Source organism: Corynebacterium evansiae, assembly GCF_027570065.1.
GTDB classification, from domain to species: domain Bacteria; phylum Actinomycetota; class Actinomycetes; order Mycobacteriales; family Mycobacteriaceae; genus Corynebacterium; species Corynebacterium evansiae.
In genome coordinates this window covers 117,878-141,022 of sequence record NZ_JAKMUT010000004.1, presented here as the reverse complement: position 1 = coordinate 141,022, position 23,145 = coordinate 117,878, and the positions used below count along the sequence as shown (strand labels likewise).

Here is a 23,145-nt window from a genome sequence, read left to right as displayed (position 1 = left end):
CGCAAATTCAGCGCACGTGCGCGTGCATTATCATCTACTCGTATGCCTCCGTAGCTCAGTGGATTAGAGCAGTGGGTTTCTACCCCATGTGTCGCGGGTTCGAGTCCTGCCGGGGGCGCCATTGTCATGAGTCACGACATAATTGACACTTCAGTCGTGGCAAGGTTGCCAGTTCGGCCACGGCATCGTGGACACGTTGGCGCCTCAGCCCCCTACTTGTGAGTTGCCGTGGATGTGAAACGCGTCTCATCTAAGAAAGGGTTTAACGTTTCCTGAGCGTCGACCCCTTTTCTTGGTCTAACCTAAGAGCGATTGCAATAGAAATTGCATGTTTTTGAAACCTCAAAAGGAGACCCCATGAAGCGTTTTGCTACTGCTGCCGTCGCTGCTGCGACAGCCCTCAGCCTCGCTGCTGCCCCAGCTCAGGCTGCCCCGAGTACGCCCACTGACGCTCAGAAGATTGAAGCCGCAAAGCTAGTTGGTATGTTCGTCCTCCGTGGAACCGGTGCTGCACCGAACACCAAGGCGACCGGAGAGATGGCTGCAGGATCCGTCATGGCAGGTTCCTCTGCCAAGACTGCTTACGGCGCCACTCAGTTCGGCTGGACCCTCACCTGGATCGCCGTGGCTGCCGCAGGCATCGGCCTGATCGGCGCCGCTGCAAAGCAGGCTGGCCTCCTGCGTTAAACCACTGCATCACTTTTCTGGCCACGAAGGTGCCTGACAGTTCTCGTCAGGTACCTTCTTCCGTGAAAAGTCCCTTCTTACTAAGGGACATGTAGCGCTCTCCCCTGTTAACCGTTATTTCGGCCACGAAGTAACGGCCCTTTTCGTCAACGATTTTCCACGCGCGCTGATACTCCTCGGGTTCAACTTCTTCGACTCGCCAGTCTGGTCGCATGTGGGAAATACCTTCGATACTCCACGCTGGTCATCGCAGTGCGAAAGTATGCGATCCCACTTAACGAAGATCTCTTCGATAGTCATCTCTGGTATAGGAATGCTAAACCCATCCAGCAAGAAGGTTGCGAATGTGCCGCTCTGATTGATGGGGACGTACAAGAAAACGGTCTGTGGGCCAAAAATCTCAAACGCGGCATCGCCAACGTCCCCCGCAACCGAAGTAACAGCATCCTCGCCCGGCTGATATGGAACCTCCTGATTAACAAAGCCAGGTAGATCTTGTTGTTGCCCCACTTTCGCATCGCTTCCGCAGCGTTGCTGACATTCAGACCGGCTGTATTCCCTTCCTGAGCTTGCCCAGACCATCGCCACAGAAGCGTTGGAGGGTTCTCAGCGACAGAAGCGATCAGGTGGGCATTAGCTGTTAGCTCCCCCTTAGGCCCCTGGAACACAAAGCGGTGAATGCCGCCATAGGATTCAATGTTGTACTGCCACCCCTCGCCGGTGTGGTCGATTATGAAGTCAATAATCTGCTCGTTACGTGCTGTTGCGTAGAGAGTCGCGTGCTGCCCGACTCTGCGAATATCGGGGATCATGCGGTTAAACTAACACCGCCCAATTCAGCTCGCCCGCTGAACCTCGACCCCCTGTCCGAGCCGCCCGCTATGGTTGTAGCCATGACTGCGAATAGCCGCTTTAACCCTATTGACGCCCTCCGCTCCCTCCCCCTGGGCAAGTCCCAGAAGTCCGTAGAGCTGGACCTCCCCGCCCCCACCCCGGGCTCCTACGCTGTGATCACCGGCGCTTCCTCCGGCATCGGCAAGGCCATCGCCGAGGAGCTCGCCCGGCGCGGCTACGACCTACTTCTAGTCGCCCGCACCGTGGCCCCCATGCAGGAGATCGCGGATGCATTCCCGAACCGCGATGTGCAGATCCGTTCCGTCGACCTGGCGGATGCCCCCGCCCGCACAGAGCTGCTGGAAGAGCTGCGTACCACCCCGGTCAGCATCATCATCAACTCCGCCGGCATTGCTACCTTCGGCCAGTTCAAGGACCTCGACTGGGATTACGAGCGTCTGCAGTTCGAGCTGAACGCCACCGCACTCTACGAACTCACCCAGGCCGTACTACCCGGCATGCTGGAACGCGGCGAGGGCGGCATCGTTAACGTCGGCTCCGCCGCCGGCAACATGGCCATCCCCGGAAACGCCACCTACGTCGGCACTAAGGCGATGGTCAATACCTTCACCGAGTCCCTGCACTACGAGCTCAAGGACCACGGCATTAAGTGCACCCTGCTGGCACCCGGCCCTGTGCGCGAGGCCCGCAAGGAAGACGAGCAGCTCACCGAGGTTGACGATGCCGTCCCGGATTTCCTCTGGACTACCTACGAAGACTGCGCCATCGACACCCTGACCGCCCTGTCCAAGAACAAGCTCCGTGTAGTCCCCGGCCCACTGTCCAAGGCCATGAACTTCGTCTCCACGTACCTGCCGCGGAAGGTCACCGCGCCGATCGTGGGTAAGTTCTATGCCCAAATGGCAACCGAAAGCGACTGATTCCGAGGGGGCGTCACCAAAAAAGACATAGAATTATCAACAACAGAAAGGAACATCCGTGAACACCACCCCGAATCAAGTTGCCAAAAACGATCGACTCGTGTGGGTCGACTGCGAAATGACGGGCCTCGACCCGGACCAACACGTGCTCGTCGAGATTGCGGTGATTGTGACGGATGCGGACCTCACCCCACTCGACGAGGGGCTGGACCTGGTGATTCACGCAACCGAACGCGACCTCGCCCGCATGGATGCCGTCGTGACGAAGATGCACGGCGAATCCGGCCTGACGGAACAGATCCGCGCCTCCGACATCACGCTGGAAGAGGCCGAGGAGCAGGTGCTCGACTACGTGAAGAAGCACGTGCCCACCGCAGGCGTGGCACCGCTGGCTGGCAACACCATCAGCGCGGACCGGAAGTTCATCAACCGCTACATGCCACACCTGGACCAGTACCTGCACTACCGCATGATCGACGTCTCCAGCCTGAAGGAGCTCGCCCGCCGCTGGTACCCGCATGTGTACAACGGCCAGCCTGCCAAGGGGATGGCGCACCGCGCGCTGGCGGACATCAAGGAATCCATCCGCGAGCTGGATTACTACCGCCGGGCGATGCTGGTGGAGGCCGACCCATCGAACGCGGACGCGACAGCCGCGGCGAAGGCAGCGACGGAGCGCTTCCCTATCTAGGCCAGTTTCACCCCTTGCGAGCTGGCCTTTTGGTTAAGGCGCAGGGCGTGGGCTAACATGAAATCCGCTGTTTTCAACAGCAATGGTGACTGTAGTTCAGCTGGTAGAGCACTAGGTTGTGATCCTAGGTGTCGCGGGTTCGAGTCCCGTCAGTCACCCCAAATTTTTCCAAAGGTCTAGTGATGCTAATGAGTAACACCGATCTTGAAGCAGCGTTTCGAGATGTCTTCCGCGGACATCCGGCGGGGGTAACGCTGATCACCGCGACCGTCGACGGCAAGCCTGTCGGCCTGACCGCATCATCTGTTGCTTCACTGTCGCTCGACCCACTATCGATCAGTTTCTCGCTGATGAAGCGCACGGGCTCGGCAGGCAAATTGTTGCGGTCGAGCAGCATGTTGGTGCACTTTCTTAATGACGCCCAGTCCCCCATCGCGCACTCCTTCGCCACCTCAGGCGCGGACCGCTTCGCGGAATCTCAAGGGTGGGTGACCGCCGAGACGGGCGAGCCGCTGCTGCCGAACTCCCGAGCCGTGATGCGGGCGCGCATTTCAGATACGGCCCAGGCGGGGGAATCTACGCTGGTGGCGGCGGAGGTCCTGGACGTGTCGGAGATCTCCGACGATTCTGCGCTACTTTTCCTGGGCCACCAGTTCTACAGCATCGCTGGGCTGCGCCCCTTCTAGCGGCGGGGCGCTCGTGCGCAGCGCGCACAGTTTGCGCGGCGGTGCGCCTCCCCGCTCCCCCCTTCGGGGCACGCACACGTCTCACCGCGCTCCGTGCGCCAAAGCGCGCTGCACTCTCGCTATGCGCGGGTGGCTTCGTAGCCGGCCTCGTCGACTGCGTCGATGACCTGCTGATCCGTCAGCTCCCCTGCTGCCCCGTCGTGCTCGAACGTCAGCAGCCCCTTGTCTGCGCTGACCTCAATGTTCGAAACGCCCGGAAGGTTGGAAACTTCCTCCTTGACGGCGTTCTCGCAGTGCCCGCAGCTCATTCCAGTGACGTTGTAGGTGTATGTGCTCATGACGTTCGCCTCTCTTTGACGTAGCTTTCGTAACCTTCTTAATATTCAGCGCTTCGGAACGCGCTTTATTCCATGGTATGCCTTAGCGGGAACGCCATAGTGGGGATTCCTTAGCGGGCATTACCTAGCGGGTACGCCATAGCGAGCATGTCTTTGTGGGCTGCGTGGGCTCACAACGCCTGCATTCTCCAAAATATGCGCGCGGATGTTCGCGGACTTCACCCTCCCCTCTAGAAGGCGAATGTCCCAAATCTTCCACTTTCGAGATTTTTTCGGTTTTGACGAATACGTCAAAACGTCCTTACCAGCGCAAACATAATAGATATAAAAGCAGAGTGGAAGATTTGGGACATTTGCCCTCCCAGGGCACTCCCCAGCCTCCAAACCCTCGTGGGCTAGCATTAATCACCATGGCCCGCCTGCCCAAACTCCCCTTTCGTACACGCCCCAGCGCCACCGTCACCACACACCCCAGCGCCAGCCCCACCACACACCGCAGCGCCAGCGCTACCGCACACCCCGCCACCAGTATCCACGACGACCCCGGCGCGCTGTACACGCAGGCCTCCACCGCCGCGGCCTCCCGCATCATCCGCCACTACTCCACCAGCTTCTACCTGGCCAGCGAACTCCTCGCGCCCACGATCAAGCTGCACATCCGCAACATCTACGCGCTCGCCCGCATCGCGGATGAAATCGTCGACGGTACGGCTGAGACGCTGGGCGTGCCGGCCTGCGGCGTCACAAAGACCCTCAACGATTACGAACAGACCACCCTCACGGCGCTAGACACCGGCTTCAGCACCGACCCCATCGCGCACGCATTCGCCACCACCGCGCGCTGGGCGGGGTTCGAACGATCCTGGACGGTGGACTTCTTCGCGTCCATGCGTTCGGACGCCCCCAGCTCCAACCCCTTGCCACTTGCCGCCTACGTGCACGGATCCGCGGGCGTGATCGGGTGGATGTGCAACGCGGTGTTCGCCACGCACGCCGAGCAGGCCGGGAACCCGCTGACCGCGGAGCAGCGCTCCCGCACTGACGAGGGCGCCTACGCGCTGGGCAGCGCCTTCCAGAAGGTGAATTTCCTGCGAGACTACCAGGAGGACACGGTCGGGCTGAACCGCTCTTACCTGCCGAAACTCACCGAAGAGTTGAAGGCTGAACTGGTTTCCGAGATCCGCGCGGAGCTTGCCCAGGCGCGCGGCACCATGGCTTTGCTGCCGCTGACGGCCCGGGTGGGGGTGCTCGGCGCGCACGACTTGTTCGCCGCGCTGAACGAGCGGCTAGACCGCACCCCAGTCGCGGAACTAAAAACGGCCCGCGTGCAAGTGCCGCGAGCCGAAAAGGCGAAGATCATCGCGCGCGCAGTCCCCCGCGCCGCGCGCCTGCGCTAACGCTAGCGCTAGCGCTAGCCTGCACTAGCCAGCCCCAGCTACCCCTCCGAGTTTCCGGCCTTCCAGGTCTTCCACGGGATGTTCCAGTCGCCCAGACCATCAGAGCCGTTCAGCGTCTCACCCTGCGTGTTCTTCACCTCAACGATGTCGCCGCGCTTCATGTTGTTAAACACCCAGGCGGCATTCTCGACGGTCACGTTGATGCAGCCATGCGAGGTGTTGGTGTTGCCTTGCGCGTACACGCTCCACGGCGCGGCGTGGATGTAGATGCCGGAGTAGCTCATCTGCGTCGCGTACTGCACGTCCGTCACGTACGACCCCGCACCCGTCAGGCCGAACGTCGAGGAGTCCATGGTCAGGTGCTCGAACTGGTCGCCGATGATGTACTTTCCATTCGGCGTGGGGTACTGGTAGTCGCGCCCCAGGGAAACCGGCATGGTCTGCACGGTCTTGCCGTTCTTCTTGATGGTCATCATCTTGGTGCTGTCGTCCACGATGGCCCGCATCGCATCACCGATGGTGAACTTTGCGCTGCGATCTTCACCGCCGTACACGCCTTCGCCGATCTTCGTGCCGTACAGGTCGGCCTTCACGCTGACCTTAGTGCCGGGCTTCCAATACTTCTCTGGGCGCCAGCGCACCTCCTGGGCTGTGATCCAGTAGAAAGCACCTTCCACCTTCGGCGTGGTTTCCACGGTAATGGCATCTTCCACTGCCTTGCGGTCTTCCACGGGGGCGTCAAAACGAAGAGAGATGGTTTGGCCGATGCCCACGGTCGACCCGTCAAGCGGGGCCAGGGCACCGTTGAGCGTCATACCGGGGGTCATGGTGGTGAAGGTCTGCTCGAGCTTCTGGCCGCCGGACTTCGCAGTGAGGGTGTAGGTGCGCGAGTAGCCGAGCTTGGTGGGAACGGTCCACTCGGTCTTGTCCTCGTTGAACTTGCCCTTGACTTCCTCGCCTGCGTCGTTGGTCAGCGAGACCTTGTCGATCTTCTTGTCGCCCTTGACCTGCACGTGCTCGGTGACGTCGACCTCGGTGTCGCCGTCCTTCACGTTGGAGGTCAGCTTGTTTTCATCCTTCTTCTCTTCGCCCTCGCCGTTCTCGCCGGTTGAGGCATTAGAGCTGATCTGCGGGTCGTCGCTGTCGCGGTCGATTGTGCACGATGCGGTGAAGGTAACTAGGGCGATGCTTAGTGACGCCGCAGTGATCCGTGAGAAGGTTTGTCCGAAAACCTTGGTGTTGCGCAAGACTAACTCCAAGAAAGGGAAAGGTGTGTGTAAGAAAAGTGACTGTCCTAAACCTTAACGCTTGGCTGCAGTGGAGCGTTAGTCATTTCGGCGGGTTCCAGCAGTTCGTAGCGTAAACGTTATAAACGGTGATTGGGTCGGCGAACCGTCCGAGTGCTCCCTGCCGCACGGGCCGGACGAGCACATTGCGGATGCGGGCGTATGGGTGCGGATTGATCGGTCTCTTTGCCACACACAGCGCGGGGTACCGTCCCGAATTCTGTACGTGGACAGTCACATAAGCCGCTTAAACAACACATCAATTTACCCACCCTGACCAGGCGATTTGTATTGTCATGCTACCTGGGTATAAAGTTTTCCACGTTGCCGAGGCGCACAGCGCTTCGAATAACACGGGCTATTAGCTCAATTGGCAGAGCAGCTGACTCTTAATCAGCGGGTTCGGGGTTCGAGTCCCTGATAGCCCACATTCTCACCCCTCGCTCGCTTGGAATCATATCCAGCGGGCGAGGGTTTTGCTTTCGCTTCATCGACTTCAACGGCCGCGCCCTGTTGTCGCCTCTGCGTTATATACTTCAGATACACCGTTCGCACACAACGATTGGAGAGATCATGGCCACGCCATTAACTCCGCGCACCCATACCAGCGCCGAGCTGCGTGCTGAACGTACCAAGGTTGTGAAGCAGATGGGTCCCCTCGGCGTGGATGGCCTACGTCGCCTTCGCGCAGCAGATGCGCTCGACGTCAAAGAGGCTGACCTTTTAGATCGCTACGAGTCCCTCACTTGGCTGATTGAAGGCTAATCACATTGGATCGCGCGACTTTCGAGGAACAAGCCACGGAGTTCGCGCAAGAAATCGCTACTCTCCTCGACGTGACCCTCGTAGGGGAGATCACGGCTAATGCTTTCGAGATCAACGAGGAAAAACTCAGGGCGGTAATCAAACGTTCGAAGCAGCTTGAGATTGGCCGCTCAAACAGTAAGAAGCTGCAGTTAGCCTGCGAATTTCGCCTATGCACTAATTCAACAAAGAAACATCTGGCGATAGAGTCAAGCACCTTCAAAGTTCAGTACCAGTCTGGCCAAAAGTATCGCCCGGTAGTTCGCTTCGAGTACGACAGAAATTCTCGTAACAAGCCTGCCAGCCACTTCCAGTTTCATTCCGACTCAGTCCCCCTTGGCCTCTTACTTGCTAGAGCAGGAAGGTATGATGCCGCGGCTCAACAGCAAGATATTCATTATCCGATGGGAGATGAGCGTTTTCGCGTCTGCCTTGAAGATGTGATTGAGCTTCTTGCCAACGAATTCAATGCGCCGACGCATGACGGTTGGCAACAGCACATAGCACGAGGCAGAAACCGATACCTGTCAAAACAGGCGGAGACCGTGATCCGCAAGAACCCGGACCTTGCCATCAAGCTCTTGGAACAGCAAGGGTACAAAGTGAAGCCACCTGCCCGGTATCCGCTATGGAAACGGTTAAAGAGCCGAATGTCCCAAATCTTCCACTTTCGGGATTCTGGGCGATTTGACGGTTCCGTCAAAAGCCCCTGACCAGCACGAACAGAAAGGTTATAAAAGTAGAGTGGAAGATTTGGGACACTTGCCCTCGTTTGCCAGGCAGTCGTCGGCCGCTGCGGGGTAGTTTCCGCCGAAATCGACCCGCTCGCGCCGTTTCTCTCTCCCTCCCCACCCAACCGGAATATGTACTCCTCCCCCAACGGGAATATTCGCCCTGTCAGCGCGGTTGTCGTTAGTTAAGAACGCAAGCGCACCGACAACGTAAGTCACTCAGCGCCGAAAGCAGTGCAGGCCCGCAAACCCCAACCAAACCCCAAACAGGAGGCATCAACCCCACCATGACGGACACGACGGCGAACGGAAGCTCCCAGGCGAACGGCAGCACCCCGGCAAGCGGAAACTCCCCGGCCAGCAAGGCAAACTCAGTGCACGCCGAAACCCCAGCGAACGAGGAAAACCCAGCCCACTCCCTCGCCCCGCTGAGCCTCCTCGACTTCGCCACCGTCTTCAAGGGCGAACGCCCCGCGGATGCCTTCGACCGTTCCGTCCAGTGGGCCCAGCAGGCCGAAAAGCTCGGATTCGAGCGCATCTGGTACTCCGAGCACCACAACATGAAGTCCATCGCCAGCTCCGCCCCCGCGGTCCTCATCGCTCACATCGCGGCGAAGACTTCCACTATCAACCTGGGCGCGGGTGGCGTCATGCTCCCGAACCACGCCCCGCTGGTCATCGCCGAGCAGTTCGGCACCCTCGCGGAGCTGCATCCCGGCCGTATTGACCTGGGTCTCGGCCGCGCCCCCGGCACCGACCAAATGACCCTGCGCGCCCTGCGCCGCGAGCCTTCCGCTGCGGAGACGTTCCCGCAGGACGTCGCCGAGCTCTACGGCTACTTCAACGGCCCGTCGAAGATCCCCGGCGTGGAGGCCGTGCCAGGCATGGGCACGAAGGTGCCTCTGTACATCCTCGGCTCCTCCCTGTTCGGCGCGCAGCTGGCCGCGCACCTGGGCCTGCCGTACAGCTTCGCCAGCCACTTCGCCCCCGCCGCCCTCACTCAGGCAGTGCAGGTGTACCGCGATAACTACAAGCCCTCGGAGCGCCACCCGGAGCCCTACGTCATCGCCGCGGTCAATGTCACCGCCGCAGACACACAGGAGGAAGCCGAGGAGCAGTTCCGCCAGGTCTGCCGCACCCGCGTGCGCGTCATGGCCGGCCGCGGCCGCAGCCTCACGGAGGAGGAGCTGGACATGCTCATCGATTCCCCCGCCGGCCAGCAAATCCTGGATATGTTGCGTTACTCCGCTGTCGGCACGGGCGATGTTGTCCGCCGTTACCTGGAGGAGTTCCGCACGCACGCTCAAGCCGACGAGCTCATGGTGTCTCTGCAGTCGCCGTCGACGGCCGAGTCGCTGCGGTCGATGGAGATTCTTGCGGACGCCGCCTCACTCTCCCCCGCCCAGCGCTAACCACTAGGCCATCAGACCTGCTCCCCTATCGCAGCCCACTAGCGCTGCGTTTCGCGCGGCTCCGGCCGCCCGTCGGCCGCGCCCGCGCCGAATACCCACCGGATGATCTGCGGCGCGTAAGCGCCCACCACCAGCATGGCGATCATGCGCATCACTTGAATGACAGTGACGATCGGCTGGCTGCCAGCGTCGTGCGCAAATGCGAGAACTGCGTAGATGCCGCCCGGCACGGTGGCGAGGTAGGCGTCCAGAACCTTAAAGTCCCACAGGCCCGCGATGGCGAAAGCAGTGCCGATAGAGCTGGCGATCATCAGGGCAATCACGCCCAGGATCACGGGCAGGGCCTTCACAAATTGCCGCAGCGCGCCCTTCGTCAGGGTGCCGCCGGCCTGCACGCCGACGAGCGCGTACGCCAGCTTCTCCAGCAGCCCGTTCGGCGCGATGAACTCGTGCGGCACGCCAAACACCATCACGCCGATCATGGCGAACGCGATACTCAGCAGCAGGTACGGCGAGCTGATGCTGAACCACCGCGCCGTCGCCCGCGTGAACGCCCACACGGCTAGCCCCACGACCACCGCGCCTACCACGCCCTGCCAGTTCGTCTGCAGGCCGTTGAGGAGACCTTCTTTTCCTGTTGACGCCCCCTCGGCCGCATCTGCCTCGTCGCCTTCGACGCGGCCGAGCAGCGTGACCAGCCCGGGAAGTGTGAGGACGATGATAGATACGCGCAGGTATTGGGTGAGGGTAACAAAGCGCGTGTCCGCGTTGAGTTCTCGGGAGAGCATCACCATCGCGCTGGCGCCGCCTGCGAGCGTGGCCAGCACCGACGTGGCCGGGCCGACCCGGTGGATGCGCACCAGCAGCCAGGAGGCCAGCAAGCAAACCGCCAGCGTGACGATCAGCGACATGGCCGTCGGCCCGGCATAGGAAACGATGGTGCCGAAGTCGATAGTTGTCAGGGGCGAGGAACACAAAAGGGCGATGATCACCTGGGAGGGGATCATCGCCTTTTTGGGCGGGCTGACCTGTCGGTCGCTGAAGATGGCGTAGACGCCGAAGACGATCAGGAAGGAAAAGATCCAGGCAGCGGGCACTCCCACCGCTTCGCAGGCGAAGCCTGCGGCGATCGACAGGACGGTCAGCAGAGCCAGCGTGGCCAGCTTCGCGGGGCTGGGTAGTGTGAACCCGCCCGGCCTGGCGCTGCGTATGGTTTCGCCAGGCAGTGAGTCTGAGTCGGGCAACGCTACCCGCTTAGCGGGTTGCGGCCAGCAGGCGCTGGATTTCCTTGATCTGCTTCTTTTCCTTGCGCTTGGAGCCAACGGCCAGGGCGGTAAGCAGTACAACACCGGCGACTACGCCGCCGATGACCATCTGCACCTTCGGCTCCTTGAGGGTGTTCACGGCCTGGCCGCGAGCGTCATCCGCCAGGTTCTTCGGATCCGCACGGACGGACAGCTCCTCCAGCGTCCGTCCCAGCTGGTTGCGGGTGCGTTCAATGTCGCGCTGGATGGCATCGATGCTACGGGCCACGGAAGTTTCTCCCTTATTCGAACGTTTAAGTGCTACCTGAACATTGTAAATGATCGCACCCTCCGGCGCTTTCGCTAGGGTGGAATGCATGACTGATAACAGCAACACCACCGCAAACCAGCCCATCCGACTTGAGGTCGGCGACAAGGCCCCGGAGTTCACTCTTCCCAGCGATTCCGGCGAGAACGTGAGCCTGGCGGACTACGCGGGCCGCAAGGTCATCGTGTACTTCTACCCCAAGGCTGATACTCCCGGCTGCACTACCGAGGCCTGCGATTTCCGCGATTCCCTCACCGAGCTCAACGGTCAGGGCGTGGACGTGGTCGGTATCTCCCCCGACAAGGTGGAGGCTCTGGAAAAGTTCCGCGATAAGTACGAGCTGACCTTCCCTCTCCTTTCTGACGCCGACAAGTCCGTCATGGAGAGCTATGGCGCATTTGGGGAGAAGAAGAACTACGGGAAGATCGTCCAGGGCGTGATCCGCTCCACGTTCGTTATTGACGAGGAAGGCAAGATCGCCGTGGCGAAGTACAACGTGAAGGCCACCGGCCACGTCGCGCGTATCGCCAAGGAGCTCTAGCAAAGGAGCTCTGAAAAAATTTTGTGCGCCTGGGGAGACTTGAACTCCCACGTCATAAGACACTGGAACCTAAATCCAGCGCGTCTGCCAATTCCGCCACAGGCGCAAAAAGAACGCGGACAACCGCGTTTCCCCCTTCATGCTAGCAAGCGATCCGGCGTGAAAAGAAATTAGGCGGAACAGGCAGTACAGGTAGAATGTTGCAGTGTGAACGAACACTCAGACAATGACGGCAAGGCACCCGCCCACCCGTTTCCGCTGCGCGTTCGCATCATCCAAATCATCTTCCTCATCCTGGCGGTCATCGCCACCCTCCTGCTGGCGTGGTGGCAGTGGGATCGCTGGCAGTCCAACGGCGGTAGCTTCCAGAACTTGGGCTACGCCATCCAGTGGCCGATCTTCGGCATCTTCTTCGTTGTGGCGTACCGCAAGTACATCCAGTACGAAAAGGAGCGCCTACTGGGAGACGAAGCCCCGGCCGCTCCCACCCAGCCGACTGATGAAATCACCGAGGTTCCGGAAGACTTCCTGCAGACCGAAGAGCCTGCTAAAGAGACTGAGGATATTTGGGTAGATGATAGGCGCGAGCGGGCGCGGATGAGGGCGTCCAAAGATAAAGAGCGCGAGAACAACGACCAGAAAGGGCACTAAGCAATGACCAACGAGCAGACCACTGCGATCCACCCGGAGCGCCGGGCGCGCGTGGCGAAGTCGCTGAAGTTTTACTCCGTGGCGGCGGTGGTGACGGGTATTTGGCTGCTGATTCTGCTGGTAGAGATGATTGTTAAGTATCTGATCCTGGGCAGCGAGAACGCGCCGGAGTGGTTTAGCTACATCGGCCCGGCGCACGGCTTGGTGTTTATGGTGTACGTGATTTCCTGCCTGGATCTGGGCACGAAGGCGCGGTGGGAGCCGTCGAAGTGGGTGACCACGATGCTGGCGGGCGTGGTGCCTTTCCTGAGCTTCGTGGTGGAGAAGCGGCGCCGCGACGAGGTTAAAACCGCGTTCCAGCTGGACTAGCGGCTACTCGACCAGCGAGGTCTCCACGGCGACTGCGTCGATCTCCTCGTCGGTAGGCACGGGCGCGCCCATCGCGTGCGGCTCCGCTTCCGGCTTCTCCCACGCGGACTGCAGGCAAGCCAGGATCGCTACGGCCGCCGCGCGCGTGGAGACCTGCAGGGTTGAAAGGTCCGGCAGGAAGCCCGGGTTGTGGTTGGTGGGGATGTCGATGTCCAACCGCCCGGCGGATTCGGCGCGCTGCCACTGGCGGCGCGGGGTAATGCCGATGGTCCAGAGCATGTAGGGGCAGCCGAAGGACTTCGGGATCACGGAGAAGTCTTCGGAGGCGGTCCAGGGCTCCATTTCTAGGGAATCCTCGCCGAAGGTGCTATCGAAGTGGGGGCGGACAACGTCGTAAACCTCGGAGGCGTTGTCCGTAGCGCCCAGCAAACCAACGAACTTGAAGTCCGGCTCGCGGTCAGCACCCGCGGCCAGCGCCTCGGCACGCACCACGCGCTTGATGGCATCCACACACTTCTGGCGCAGTTCCTCATCGTAGAAGCGGCAGGATAGAGAGATTTTCGCGGAGTCGGGGATCACGTTGTTCGCCTTACCGGCCTCCACCGAGGCGACGGTAATCACCGCGAACTTATTCGGCGGGACTTCGCGGGAGACGATTGTCTGCAGCTTCATCACCGTCGAGGCCGCCAGCACTACCGGGTCTACAGAACGGTGCGGCATGGAGGCGTGGGCGCCACGGCCGTGGAGGGTGATTTCGATGGTGGTGGAGGACGTCATCACCGGGCCGGGCGCGGAGTAAACCTGGCCCGCCGGTCCAGCGACGATGTGTTGCGCCAGGCAGACGTCGGGCCGGGGGATGATGCCGCCCAGACCGTCGGAGACCATCTTGTGCGCACCGATGGACGCCTCTTCGGCCGGCTGGAATAGTGCCACGACCGTACCGGACCAGCGGGCACGTTCTTCGGTGAGGATGCGCATGGCTCCCAGCAGGCTGGTGGTGTGCTGGTCGTGGCCGCAGGCGTGCATGGTTGCCACGCGCTCACCGGATGCGTTGAGCTGCGAGTAGGTAGAGGCGTAGTCCACGCCGGTTTTCTCCGCGACGGGCAGGCCGTCGAAGTCGGCGCGCATCAGCACTGTCGGCCCGTCGCCGTTTTCCAACACGGCGGTGATGCCATAGCCGCCGATATTTGTGGTGACTTCCCAGTCTGGGAAGTTCTCCAGCTCCTTGGCGATCCGCTGTGCGGTGACTTCTTCCGCCCCCGAGAGTTCGGGGTGCTGGTGGAAGAACTTGTACACATCCTCCATCCAGCTGAGGTCGGCCTGCGATCCGGCCACGATGCCGCTGGGGCTTGTGGGGCTAAAAGTGGCCTGGTCGCTGTCTGTGCCGGGGGCGGTCACGCGGGGGATCCTTTCACTTGTTTGTCGTTCTTCGGGTTACACGTTTGAGCTTGCGTCTTGCCCTATCATACGTGGGTTGCACACGCCCGGCGCCAAGGCCTGCGGCGCACTGGCCCGCGGCTTCTTCGGCCTCTTGTGGGGCTTTAGTCCGCTAGTTGCGCCAGGATCTCCACCAGCTGGCGCAGGGCCTTGCCACGGTGGGAGACAGCATCCTTCTGCTCCGCCGTCAGCTCGCCTGCGGACTTACCCGCCAGCTGATCTTCCTGGCCTTCCGGTAGCTCGTCGGGGGCGAACAGGGGGTCGTAGCCGAAGCCACCCTCGCCCTGCTCGGCGCGCAGTACTCGGCCATACCAGCGCCCTTCCACTGCATACTCGGTCTCCATGCCGCGCTCCGCCGCCACTTCGGCGGGCAGCTGCAGCACGCAGGAGGATACGAAGTGCGCCCCGCGTCGCTCGTCCGGCACGTCACCCATCTGCGCCAGCAACAGGTCGTTGTTGGCCTTGTCGTCGCCGTGGCCGCCGGACCACCGGGCGCTTAGTACACCCGGCATGCCGTTCAGCGCGTCGACGGCCAGCCCGGAATCATCGGCGATCGTCGGCAGGCCGGTGCGGCGCACGCCATCGTTGGTCTTAATCCGCGCGTTGTCCACGAACGTCGCGCCGGTCTCCGGGGTCTCCGGGTATTCCGGCACGTCCCCCAGCCCGACGAGTTCGATGCCGGTCACGTTCGCCGCCTCCAGCATGCGGTTCAGCTCCGCCAGCTTCTTCTTGTTCCTTGATGCCACCAGTACCCGCACGGTGCTACTCCCCTTCTCTTGTCGCGTTTGCTTCTGCTGATCTAGAGTTCCTGCGCCAGCGCCGCCCGTTGCGCTTCGATGAGCTCACGCAGGCCGCCCTCGGCCAGGTCCATCAGGGTGTTCAGTTCCTCGCGAGTGAACTCCGCGTTCTCTCCGGTTCCCTGGATTTCTACAAAGCGCCCCTCGGCCGTCATCGCCACGTTCATGTCCACGTCCGCCCGCGAGTCTTCCTCGTAAGGCAGATCGAGGCACGGCACGCCGTCGATGATGCCCACGGATACTGCGGCGACGGGTGCGCGAAGCGGTTGCCCTGGTACGACGCCCCTAGCTTGCAGCACGGCCAGCGCATCAGCCAGAGCCACGTAGGCGCCGGTGATGGCTGCGGTGCGAGTGCCGCCGTCGGCCTGCAGAACGTCACAGTCGATGTTGACGGTGTTCTCCCCCAGTTCCTTCAGGTCCACGGCGGCGCGCAGCGCGCGGCCGACGAGGCGGGAGATCTCCTGGGTACGCCCCTTGACCTTGCCTTTCATGGATTCGCGCGGCATGCGCTCGTGGGTAGAGGCCGGCAGCATCGCGTACTCGGCGGTCAGCCAGCCTTCGCCGGAATCCTTCTTGAAGCGAGGCACGCCCTCTTCCACGCTGGCGGTGCACATGACTCGGGTGTTGCCGAATTCCACCAGCACACTGCCTTCGGGGTTGCTGGTGAATCCGCGGGTGATGCGCACCGGGCGCAGCTCGTTGGTGGCGCGCCCGTCCGCGCGGGTGAAGTTGCTGCCTGCGTTGGAGGTGTTTTCTACGTTGGTTTCCGTCATGGGGCTTAAGTTTACTAGTCGCCCCGGACGGGCTACTTGCCGACGCTTGCGACGTTGCGTGGGAGCAGCTCTGGCGCCTAGCCGACGGTCAGGCGCATGCCGGGGCGGGCGACGAGGATCTCGCCGTCGTAGTGGCGGGCCGCGCCGCGGACCGCCGCGTCTGCGTCGCCCCACGGTGGGATGTGGGTGAGGACGAGCTTGCCCACACCCGCTGCCTGCGCTGCACGGCCTGCGTCTTCGCCGGAGATATGCATGCCGCTGGGTTGGCCATCCGCATTTTCGCCCCAGGTGGCTTCGCAGAGGAATACGTCTGCGCCCGCTGCGATGTGGGCCAGGTTGTCGGTCCAGGCAGTGTCCCCGGAGTACACCAGGGAGTTGCCTGCGTTGTCTTCCACGCGGAGCAGGTAGGCCTCTGTGGGGTGTACGGCGGTGGCGGCGTAAAGGGTGAATGGGCCGATTGGGTGGGCTGGGTACGTGGTGGCGTCAAAAAGACCCTCGCCTACCTTGTAGGCGTTGATGTCGAAGGTGTCGGTGAAGTCGTCGGGATGCTCGGGCGCGTCGGCGCCGGCTGCGGAGAGGTGGCGCTGGGCGATGGTGGGGCCGAGTAGTTGGTGGCGTTGGGTGGAGGAGGCTGTGGGGTGGAATCGGCGCCAGACGAGTAGCGAGGGGAAGTCTAGGCAGTGGTCGGCGTGCATGTGACTGAAGGCGACGTGGCAGGCGGAGGGGTCGATGCCGTCTGCGCGTTGCATGGCGCTGAGTACGCCGGGGCCGCAGTCGAGGAGGAGGTCGGGGTTGGCCGTGGTTGTGTCGCGGACGAGATATCCCGATGCGGCGCTATCGGGTCCTTCGACGCTTCCGGAGCATCCCAGCACTACCAGTTCCATAGGTTGTCATTCTGCCACGAAGCGGTGGCAAATGTGCGAAAGGGCGACCACCGTTGTGTTGGTGGTCGCCCTTTCTTTCGCAGGACTAGCCGGAACTGGCTGGTCCGCTAGGCGCTAGCGCTGAACGCTAGTGGCGGTTAGGCCTCGCCTTCTTCGCGGCGGCGGCGCAGCAGCGGGATGGCACCGATGATCAGCGCCAGGCCGACTGCGAACACGCCGAGCACGTTCGCGCCGGTGGAGGCCAGGGTGCTCATCCGCGGGCTATCAACCTGCTTCTGAGAGCTGGAGCTGCCGCTGCTTGCGGAGCTGCCGGTGGACGTGCCGCCCTTGGAGCCCGGCTGGCTCGGGGTGCTGGACTTGCCAGGGGTGCCCGGCTTGTCTGCGTTGCCCGGCTGGCCCGGCTGCTTTGCGTCCGGCTTGCTCGGGGCACCCGGCTTGCCCGGCTGCTTGGAGTCCGGTTTCGGGGTGGAACCAAGCGATCCGCTGCCCACGATGGCCCCGCCGATTCCCAGGGAACCGATGATGCCAGGCAGGCTCGGCTTCGGGGTTACCGAACCAGTGGAACCGCCAGGCGTGTTCGGGTCCTTCGGATCTTCCGGCTTCGGGTCCTCAGGCTTCGGGTCCTCAGGCTTCGGATCTTCCGGCTTCGGGTCCTCAGGCTTCGGGTCCTCAGGCTTCGGGTCCTCAGGCTTCGGGTCCTCAGGCTTCGGATCTTCCGGCTTCGGGTCCTCAGGCTTCGGGTCCTCAGGCTTCGGGTCCTCAGGCTTCGGATCTTCCGGCTTCGGGTCCTCAGGCTTCGGATCTTCCGGCTTCGGGCCCTCAGGCTTCGGATCTTCCGGCTTCGGGTCCTCCGTCGGCTTGCAATCGCACTTGGTGCCCACGCGGATCTTGCGATCCTGCTTCGGCTGCGTGATCTCCTCGGAGGTCTCAGGCTCGCCTACTGGCTGGCCGTCGACGAGCTTCCAGGTCTTAGTGATCTCCTTCGAACCGGTCTTGCCAGCCTGGTCCTCGACGACCTTGCCAGCTTCGAGGTCCGGATCATACTCGATGACGGTGTCGTACGGAATCTCTTCGGTGTGCTTGTCCGTCAGCTCAGTCTCGACGCCCTTAGCTGGGCCAACCTCGATGATGCGCGGAGAAGGCTTGCTGATCTCCTCAGAAGACTCTTCCTTGCTTACCTCACCGTTATTCACAGTCACATTGACTGTGTGCTTGATCTCACCAGGCGTACCCTCCTGCACAACCTTGGTCTCGCCAGGCTGCAGGTCAGGGTTCACGCGGATCTCGGTCTCGAATGGGGTCATCTCGGTCCACTCGACCTTCGTAGAAACCGGCTTGGTCTCTTCCGGCTTCGTACCGACGCGGATAATTGCGTTGGTCGGTTCCTTGGTGCGCTCAGTGGTTACGGTCGGCTCGCCGGAAGGCTTACCGTCAACAATCTTCTGCGTAGAGGTAACAACCTCAGTGCCCAGCTCGCCCTGCTTATCGACGACCTGTTCGCCCGCCTTCAGTTCCGGATCGAAGACGATCTCGGTCTCGAACGGAACCGGCTTCTCCAGCTTGGTCACAACCTCGCTGTCATCAGCCTTCGGGCCGTACTCGATGATCTGCTGGACCGGCTGCTTGGTCACCTTCTCGGTGGTGTTCACCGTGGAGGTGTTGTCCTTTGCAGTGAAGTCGGCGGTGAATTCCTTCTCACCGTACTCACCCTTCTGGACAACCTTCATCTCACCCGGCTTCAGTTCCGGGTTCACGCGCACGATCGTGTCGTACGGCAGCGGCGCAACCCAGGTTGCCTTGTTGGTCGCCTCAGCCGGCTTGGTGCCGACAGTGATGATCTTCTCCACCGGCTCCTCGATGGTCTCCTCGGAGATCTTCGGGTCGCCCGGCTTGGAGTTGACGATGTCTCGCTCGATCGTCACCTTCTTCTTGCCCGGCTTACCTTCCTGAGTGACCTTGGACTCGCCCGGCTTCAGGCTCGGGTCGTAGACGACCTTCACATCGTACGGAATCTCAGTCTCAACGGACTCAGTGTTCGTGCCGGTGGTCTTGGTACCAACGCGGATGATCTGCTTCTTTGGCTCCTTGGTGCGCTCAGTGTTCACCTCAGGATCACCGGACGGCTTGCCGTCGACGATCTTCTGAGTCGAGGTCACAACCTCAGTACCAAGCTCACCCTGCTGATCAACCTTCTGCTGTCCCTCTTCAAGAGAGTCATCGAAGACGATCTCGGTGTCGAACGGAACCGGCTTCTCAACCTTGGTCACCACAGTGGTGTCCTCAGCAGCAGGGCCGTACTCAATGATCTCGCTAACCGGATCCTTGGTCTGCTTCTCCTCAGGGGTCACCGTTGCCTGATCACCCTTAGCGGTGAAGTCAGCCGTGTAGGTCTTCTCACCAGGCACGCCCTTCTGGACAACCTTGACCTCACCCGGCTTCAACTCCGGGTTCGGGCGGGTCTCAACCTCGAACGGAACCTGGGCAGTCCACGTGACCTTCGAAGACGCCTCGGACGGCTTGGTGCCGACCTTGATGACCTGATCAACCGGCTGCTCGATGACCTTCTCCTCAACGGTGGCCTCGCCATCCGGCTGAGAGTTGGTGACCTTCTGAGTCACGGTGATGGTCTTCTTACCCGGCTTGCCCTCAGTAACAGTTTCAGAGGTGCCAGCAGGCAGGTTCGGATCAAACTCGATCTTCACACCGAACGGAACCTCAGACTCAACAGTCTTCTTGGTCTCACCAGTGGTCTTGGTACCGATGCGGATCTTCGCGTTCTTCGGCGCCTTGGTCTGCTCGATGTTGATGCTCGGCTCGCCGTCCGGCTTGCCGTCCTTGATCTTCTGGGTAGAGGTGATGGTCTGTTCACCCGGAACGCCCTCTTCGTCGACAACCTGCTTGCCGGACTCAAGAGTGTCGTCGTAGACGTACTCGATCTCGAACGGTACCTCTTGGGTCTTCTTGCTGGTCAGTTCCTGATCAGGGATACCTGGGCCGACCTCGATGATGCGGGGCTGGGGCTCATTGGTTACCTTCGACTCGCTTACCGAGGCCTGGTCGCCCTTGGAGGTGAACTTAGCCTTGTAGGTCCGCTCGCCGTTCTCGCCTTCCTGAATGACCTTCATCTCACCAGGCTTGAGCGCCGGGTTCTCGCGAACCTCGGTTGGGTACGGGATCGGGAACGTCCATTCGACGTCCTTCGCGCTCTCGGCAGGCTTGGTGCCGATGACAACGACCTCGTTCTTCGGCTCCTCGGTGCGCTCCCAGGTGCCGTCCTTCTTCATCTTTTCTTCGCCCGGCACGCCCTCGGTTTCAACCTTGTACTCGCCGGCCGGAATGGTGTCGTCGTACTTATACTCAACGTCGAACGGAACCTCACGCTTCGGGACGTCGATGACGTTCACGGTAGCGGTGGTGTTGTCCTTCGAGCCGTCCTCGTAGGTCACGATGACCGGAACGTCAATCTTGTCGCCCGGCTTCGCGGTCTCCGGCGCGGTCGAGATGACGTTGCCCTTGTCATCCAGGCCGACGATCCAGTCGCCGTTAGCCGTCTTCACCTTGTAGGTCGGGTTGCCGAACTCGTTGTTCTCACCCGTGGCCTCAAGGCCCTTGCCCTCCGGGTTGATCATGAACGGCTTGTCCGCAGCAAGGTTGATGCCTTCCGGCTTTTCGACGCCAATCGGCGAGGTAGCCGTACCACCCGGGTAGACCGTCTGCGACGGAACAACCGGCTCTGCTTCCCAGTTGTTAGACAACTTCACCACGGTGGTGACCGGCACCAGCGGGGTGGAGCCATCCGGAGTGGTCACAGTGACGTTGATGGTCTTCTTGTCACCCGGCTTGGAGTCTGCTGGCGGGGTAGAGGAGACAACACCGGTCTTCGGGTCAACCTTGTACTTCCAGCCGTCAACTTCCTGTTCAGTGATCGGGGCACCGTTCTCATCGTTACCGAAGGAGAACTTGGAACCCTTCGGTGCGTCCTGCACCTGGTGGTTCACGGCCTGGTTCGGGCCAGTCGACTCCACAGAGTAGGTCGGGGCGTGGTCGCTCTTGAGAACGACGACGGTGCCCTTGACTTCCTGCGGCTTGTCAGCGTTGTCGTAGTACGCGAGAACCGGGACGTTCAGGATGTAGCCCTCAGGAGCGGTGCGCGGAATCGTCGTGGTGATCTCACCAGTGTTCTCGTCAATCTTGACGGTCCACTTACCGCTATCGTCCTCGACGGTGTACTCAGTCTTACCGTCCGGGAAGGTGTAGCGCTTCGGCGCTTCGTCGGTCGTGTTACCGCTCAGGCCACGCTCCGGAACCTGAGGCTTGAGTGAGACCTTTGCCGCCGGCTTATTGGTGACCGTGTCGTAGGTCGGGATCTTGATATCCACGATCGCCTGGAACTGGGTCTCGATCTCGTCCGTGGTCTGGTCTGGGTAGGTTGCCTTGACCTTCGGGGTGATGATCGTGCCCGGTGCGACGGTGTCGTCAGCCTCCGCGGTGACCTTACCGGTCTCGTCAACCGTGACGGTCCAGCCGTCCGGCACGGTGGCTGGGTCGATCTCGAACTTGGCCGGGTGAACCGGCTTGTGGCCCTTCATGATGGACTTGGTGCCCACCTGAGCGGTGATCTTGGTACCAATGGTGCCCTTGGCCAGGCCTGGGCGCACGAGGTCGGTGACCTGGGTGTTGTTCGGGTCAACAACCACGAGGAGTTCCAGCTTGTCAGTGGAACCGTTGGAGTACTCCACCGTAACGACAGGGCGAGCGAAGGTGCCCGGCTTCGGGTTTTCCGGAGCGGTGACGGTGACGTTGTAGTTCTCGTCCATCTCGACAGTCCAGCCGTCGTAGACGTACTTCTCATCCAGCTCGACCTTGGCCTCGTAGCCGCCGTCGCCCTTCTTCTTTGCCAGGTCCTTGATCAGATCCGGAGTCTGGGTAAAGGTGACCTTCTGCGGCTCAGTAGCCAGCGGGCCGGTAGCGCTATCAACGCCGGAGATGATCGAAGCATCCGTCTTGTCGTACTTCGGGGAGTGGTACTCGGTGTCGTCCAGGGAGAACGCCTTGGAGTCGATGACGTTCGCCTTGTTGTAGCGCGTCAGCGAGTTGGAGCTGTTGAAGGCTCCGTCGTGCTCGATAAACTCATTGTTGCTCTTAGCAGCAGCCTGGAGCTGGTCCACGCTGCGAGGCTTTGCCAGAACGGAGAAGTTCACGTTCTTGTCAGTTGCCAGGTCAGTACCGCGGTACTCAGGCCAGGTGAAGTAGATCTCACCGGTCTTTTCGTCGATACGCAGGTTCTTGGTGCCGCCAGACGCCGCTGGGTCGGTGGTGCCGATGAACTTGCCGTTGCCGTCGTAGGCCTCCACAACCATGCGGGACATGGAGTCATCCGTGCCGCCGCCCGTCACATCCGGGATGTTGATCTTACCGACCTTGGTTTCATCGCCAGGGACAATGACGTGCTTTTCGAAGCTCTCCCACGAAACCGTGATCGGGTTACATTCGATGTTCTCGCTCGGCCACGGGTTCACGACGGCCGCAAAGGCTGCGCTGTCCCCCCTGGGTGGCAAACGGAGAGGAGGTACGGTCAGTCTTATAGTTTCCCTGCCAGGCGTAACGTACCGGGTTCGCGGCAGTGGCCTCAGCGAACTGCTTGACTTTCGCATCGGTCAGTTTTGCGTTGAGGTTCAGGTTTCGCTGTTGCCTAAAGCCATCAATGACGAGGGCTTCGTCGGCCTTGTGCGTGACTTTCTTGTCAACAAGGGTCTGACCGGCATTCATAGCGGGAATTTGAGCCTCATCGAGGTACCCACCCATAAGGCCTGAATTGGTAAAACTCCAATCAGCGAACGTGCGATCCTTTGAGTTATCAAAGGCGACGCTCAAGCCCCAGGCTTTCTTGTCGGGGCTGCTCCCAGACGGCTCAGAGGTATTCCAGCTGAAACCAGCCTGGCTACCCTCCGGAGCGCTCTCCGAGACAGTACACGAACCAGCCGGCAGGTCGGAGGCCTTCTGAGCATCCTTCTCCACCGCGCCGGACTTATCGCGAATGCCGCCGGAGAGTTCTGCGGCGGTAGCCTCGGGCGCGAAGTCGCTGGGGGCAAAGATACTGAGTGAGCCCAACGCGAGCGTGATGGCAGACAGTGCGGCAGCGCCCTTACGAGCGTTCCGCCATGAAACCTTGTTCTGAGAGGAATTCATTCCCCAGTCCTTCCTGAAAAACTTAAACGCGCCTACCCGCTCCGTTAGAGTTTCCACAGATCAGGTAGCCACAAAGGCTGAGAATGTACTAAATCTTGATTCATTAAACGACAGTCAGCCTAAAA

At 61.2% G+C, this 23,145-nt stretch carries 22 protein-coding genes and 4 tRNA genes; 14 read left to right on the top strand and 12 right to left on the bottom strand.

The window, feature by feature from the left end:
* Nucleotides 1-44: 44 nt before the first annotated feature.
* Together L8V00_RS05805 and L8V00_RS05800 are read left to right on the top strand one after the other, a co-directional pair.
* A tRNA-Arg gene (locus L8V00_RS05805) sits at nucleotides 45-121 on the top strand.
* Between the two features lie 236 nt (nucleotides 122-357).
* Complete coding sequence (locus tag L8V00_RS05800; protein ID WP_049049698.1) at nucleotides 358-687, top strand: hypothetical protein; 330 nt, start codon at nucleotides 358-360, stop codon at nucleotides 685-687.
* Nucleotides 688-983: 296 nt separating this feature from the next.
* Here L8V00_RS05800 and L8V00_RS10095 read toward each other — a convergent pair whose 3' ends face one another.
* Entirely contained in the window at nucleotides 984-1,499 is a 516-nt protein-coding gene (locus tag L8V00_RS10095; protein ID WP_420840038.1) for a DUF6882 domain-containing protein, read from the bottom strand.
* A 159-nt stretch (nucleotides 1,500-1,658) separates the two neighbouring features.
* Here L8V00_RS10095 and cmrA point away from each other — a divergent pair, with 159 nt between their 5' ends.
* The 4 genes from cmrA (at nucleotide 1,659) to L8V00_RS05780 (ending at nucleotide 3,839) form a co-directional block, all read left to right on the top strand.
* On the top strand, nucleotides 1,659-2,462 hold the full coding sequence (gene cmrA, locus L8V00_RS05795; protein WP_269944526.1) for a mycolate reductase: 804 nt from the start codon (nucleotides 1,659-1,661) through the stop codon (nucleotides 2,460-2,462).
* Between the two features lie 58 nt (nucleotides 2,463-2,520).
* Nucleotides 2,521-3,153: an oligoribonuclease gene (gene orn, locus L8V00_RS05790; RefSeq protein ID WP_034964791.1), complete on the top strand. Its 633-nt coding sequence runs from the start codon at nucleotides 2,521-2,523 to the stop codon at nucleotides 3,151-3,153.
* 85 nt (nucleotides 3,154-3,238) lie between these two features.
* Nucleotides 3,239-3,314: transfer RNA gene (locus L8V00_RS05785), tRNA-His, on the top strand.
* A gap of 27 nt (nucleotides 3,315-3,341) precedes the next feature.
* Entirely contained in the window at nucleotides 3,342-3,839 is a 498-nt protein-coding gene (locus tag L8V00_RS05780) for a flavin reductase family protein (RefSeq protein ID WP_269944479.1), read from the top strand.
* Between the two features lie 119 nt (nucleotides 3,840-3,958).
* Here the strand turns inward: L8V00_RS05780 and L8V00_RS05775 are convergent, their stop codons facing one another.
* Entirely contained in the window at nucleotides 3,959-4,177 is a 219-nt protein-coding gene (locus L8V00_RS05775; RefSeq protein WP_035005376.1) for a heavy-metal-associated domain-containing protein, read from the bottom strand.
* A gap of 410 nt (nucleotides 4,178-4,587) precedes the next feature.
* On the opposite strand from L8V00_RS05775, the gene L8V00_RS05770 reads away from it, so the two are divergent.
* The gene (locus L8V00_RS05770; protein ID WP_269944478.1) at nucleotides 4,588-5,574 is read left to right on the top strand and encodes a squalene/phytoene synthase family protein; all 987 of its coding nucleotides are present in this window, start codon (nucleotides 4,588-4,590) and stop codon (nucleotides 5,572-5,574) included.
* Between the two features lie 38 nt (nucleotides 5,575-5,612).
* Here the strand turns inward: L8V00_RS05770 and L8V00_RS05765 are convergent, their stop codons facing one another.
* A complete protein-coding gene (locus L8V00_RS05765; RefSeq protein ID WP_269944477.1) occupies nucleotides 5,613-6,821 on the bottom strand; it encodes a L,D-transpeptidase in 1,209 nt (402 codons plus the stop codon).
* 394 nt (nucleotides 6,822-7,215) lie between these two features.
* Here L8V00_RS05765 and L8V00_RS05760 point away from each other — a divergent pair.
* The 4 genes from L8V00_RS05760 to L8V00_RS05745 all read left to right on the top strand — a co-directional run bounded on the left by L8V00_RS05760 (nucleotide 7,216) and on the right by L8V00_RS05745 (nucleotide 9,807).
* Nucleotides 7,216-7,288, top strand: a tRNA-Lys gene (locus L8V00_RS05760).
* Between the two features lie 145 nt (nucleotides 7,289-7,433).
* On the top strand, nucleotides 7,434-7,625 hold the full coding sequence (locus L8V00_RS05755; RefSeq protein WP_035005397.1) for a hypothetical protein: 192 nt from the start codon (nucleotides 7,434-7,436) through the stop codon (nucleotides 7,623-7,625).
* Between the two features lie 5 nt (nucleotides 7,626-7,630).
* Entirely contained in the window at nucleotides 7,631-8,377 is a 747-nt protein-coding gene (locus L8V00_RS05750) for a hypothetical protein (RefSeq protein ID WP_269944476.1), read from the top strand.
* A gap of 305 nt (nucleotides 8,378-8,682) precedes the next feature.
* Nucleotides 8,683-9,807, top strand: coding sequence for an LLM class flavin-dependent oxidoreductase (locus L8V00_RS05745; protein WP_269944475.1), 1,125 nt, complete (start codon nucleotides 8,683-8,685; stop codon nucleotides 9,805-9,807).
* Nucleotides 9,808-9,845: 38 nt separating this feature from the next.
* Here the strand turns inward: L8V00_RS05745 and L8V00_RS05740 are convergent, their stop codons facing one another.
* Nucleotides 9,846-11,051 (bottom strand): AbrB family transcriptional regulator, encoded by a 1,206-nt coding sequence (locus L8V00_RS05740; RefSeq protein WP_269944474.1) that lies wholly within the window; start codon nucleotides 11,049-11,051, stop codon nucleotides 9,846-9,848.
* Nucleotides 11,052-11,061: 10 nt separating this feature from the next.
* A complete protein-coding gene (locus tag L8V00_RS05735) occupies nucleotides 11,062-11,340 on the bottom strand; it encodes a DUF3618 domain-containing protein (protein WP_011273177.1) in 279 nt (92 codons plus the stop codon).
* Nucleotides 11,341-11,428: 88 nt separating this feature from the next.
* Here L8V00_RS05735 and bcp point away from each other — a divergent pair, with 88 nt between their 5' ends.
* Entirely contained in the window at nucleotides 11,429-11,920 is a 492-nt protein-coding gene (bcp, locus tag L8V00_RS05730) for a thioredoxin-dependent thiol peroxidase (RefSeq protein ID WP_269944473.1), read from the top strand.
* A gap of 24 nt (nucleotides 11,921-11,944) precedes the next feature.
* Here bcp and L8V00_RS05725 read toward each other — a convergent pair.
* Nucleotides 11,945-12,026: transfer RNA gene (locus tag L8V00_RS05725), tRNA-Leu, on the bottom strand.
* Between the two features lie 101 nt (nucleotides 12,027-12,127).
* Between L8V00_RS05725 and L8V00_RS05720 the strand changes: the two genes are divergently transcribed.
* The gene (locus L8V00_RS05720) at nucleotides 12,128-12,571 is read left to right on the top strand and encodes a hypothetical protein (protein WP_269944472.1); all 444 of its coding nucleotides are present in this window, start codon (nucleotides 12,128-12,130) and stop codon (nucleotides 12,569-12,571) included.
* Between the two features lie 3 nt (nucleotides 12,572-12,574).
* Nucleotides 12,575-12,940 (top strand): DUF3817 domain-containing protein, encoded by a 366-nt coding sequence (locus tag L8V00_RS05715; RefSeq protein WP_269944471.1) that lies wholly within the window; start codon nucleotides 12,575-12,577, stop codon nucleotides 12,938-12,940.
* Between the two features lie 3 nt (nucleotides 12,941-12,943).
* On the opposite strand, the gene L8V00_RS05710 is transcribed toward L8V00_RS05715, so the two are convergent.
* The 6 genes from L8V00_RS05710 to L8V00_RS05685 form a co-directional block, all read right to left on the bottom strand.
* Entirely contained in the window at nucleotides 12,944-14,338 is a 1,395-nt protein-coding gene (locus L8V00_RS05710) for an amidohydrolase (protein WP_269944470.1), read from the bottom strand.
* Nucleotides 14,339-14,481: 143 nt separating this feature from the next.
* Nucleotides 14,482-15,135 (bottom strand): non-canonical purine NTP pyrophosphatase, encoded by a 654-nt coding sequence (locus L8V00_RS05705; RefSeq protein ID WP_269944469.1) that lies wholly within the window; start codon nucleotides 15,133-15,135, stop codon nucleotides 14,482-14,484.
* A gap of 41 nt (nucleotides 15,136-15,176) precedes the next feature.
* On the bottom strand, nucleotides 15,177-15,947 hold the full coding sequence (gene rph, locus L8V00_RS05700) for a ribonuclease PH (protein ID WP_269944468.1): 771 nt from the start codon (nucleotides 15,945-15,947) through the stop codon (nucleotides 15,177-15,179).
* A 77-nt stretch (nucleotides 15,948-16,024) separates the two neighbouring features.
* Nucleotides 16,025-16,831 carry an MBL fold metallo-hydrolase gene (locus L8V00_RS05695; RefSeq protein ID WP_269944467.1) on the bottom strand — a complete coding sequence of 269 codons (807 nt, stop codon included), beginning with the start codon at nucleotides 16,829-16,831 and terminating at the stop codon, nucleotides 16,025-16,027.
* Between the two features lie 137 nt (nucleotides 16,832-16,968).
* Nucleotides 16,969-22,350: a G5 domain-containing protein gene (locus L8V00_RS05690; RefSeq protein ID WP_269944466.1), complete on the bottom strand. Its 5,382-nt coding sequence runs from the start codon at nucleotides 22,348-22,350 to the stop codon at nucleotides 16,969-16,971.
* A complete protein-coding gene (locus L8V00_RS05685; protein WP_269944465.1) occupies nucleotides 22,316-23,020 on the bottom strand; it encodes an adhesin domain containing protein in 705 nt (234 codons plus the stop codon). The genes L8V00_RS05690 and L8V00_RS05685 overlap by 35 nt, the downstream gene beginning before the upstream one ends.
* Between the last annotated feature and the right edge of the window lie 125 nt (nucleotides 23,021-23,145).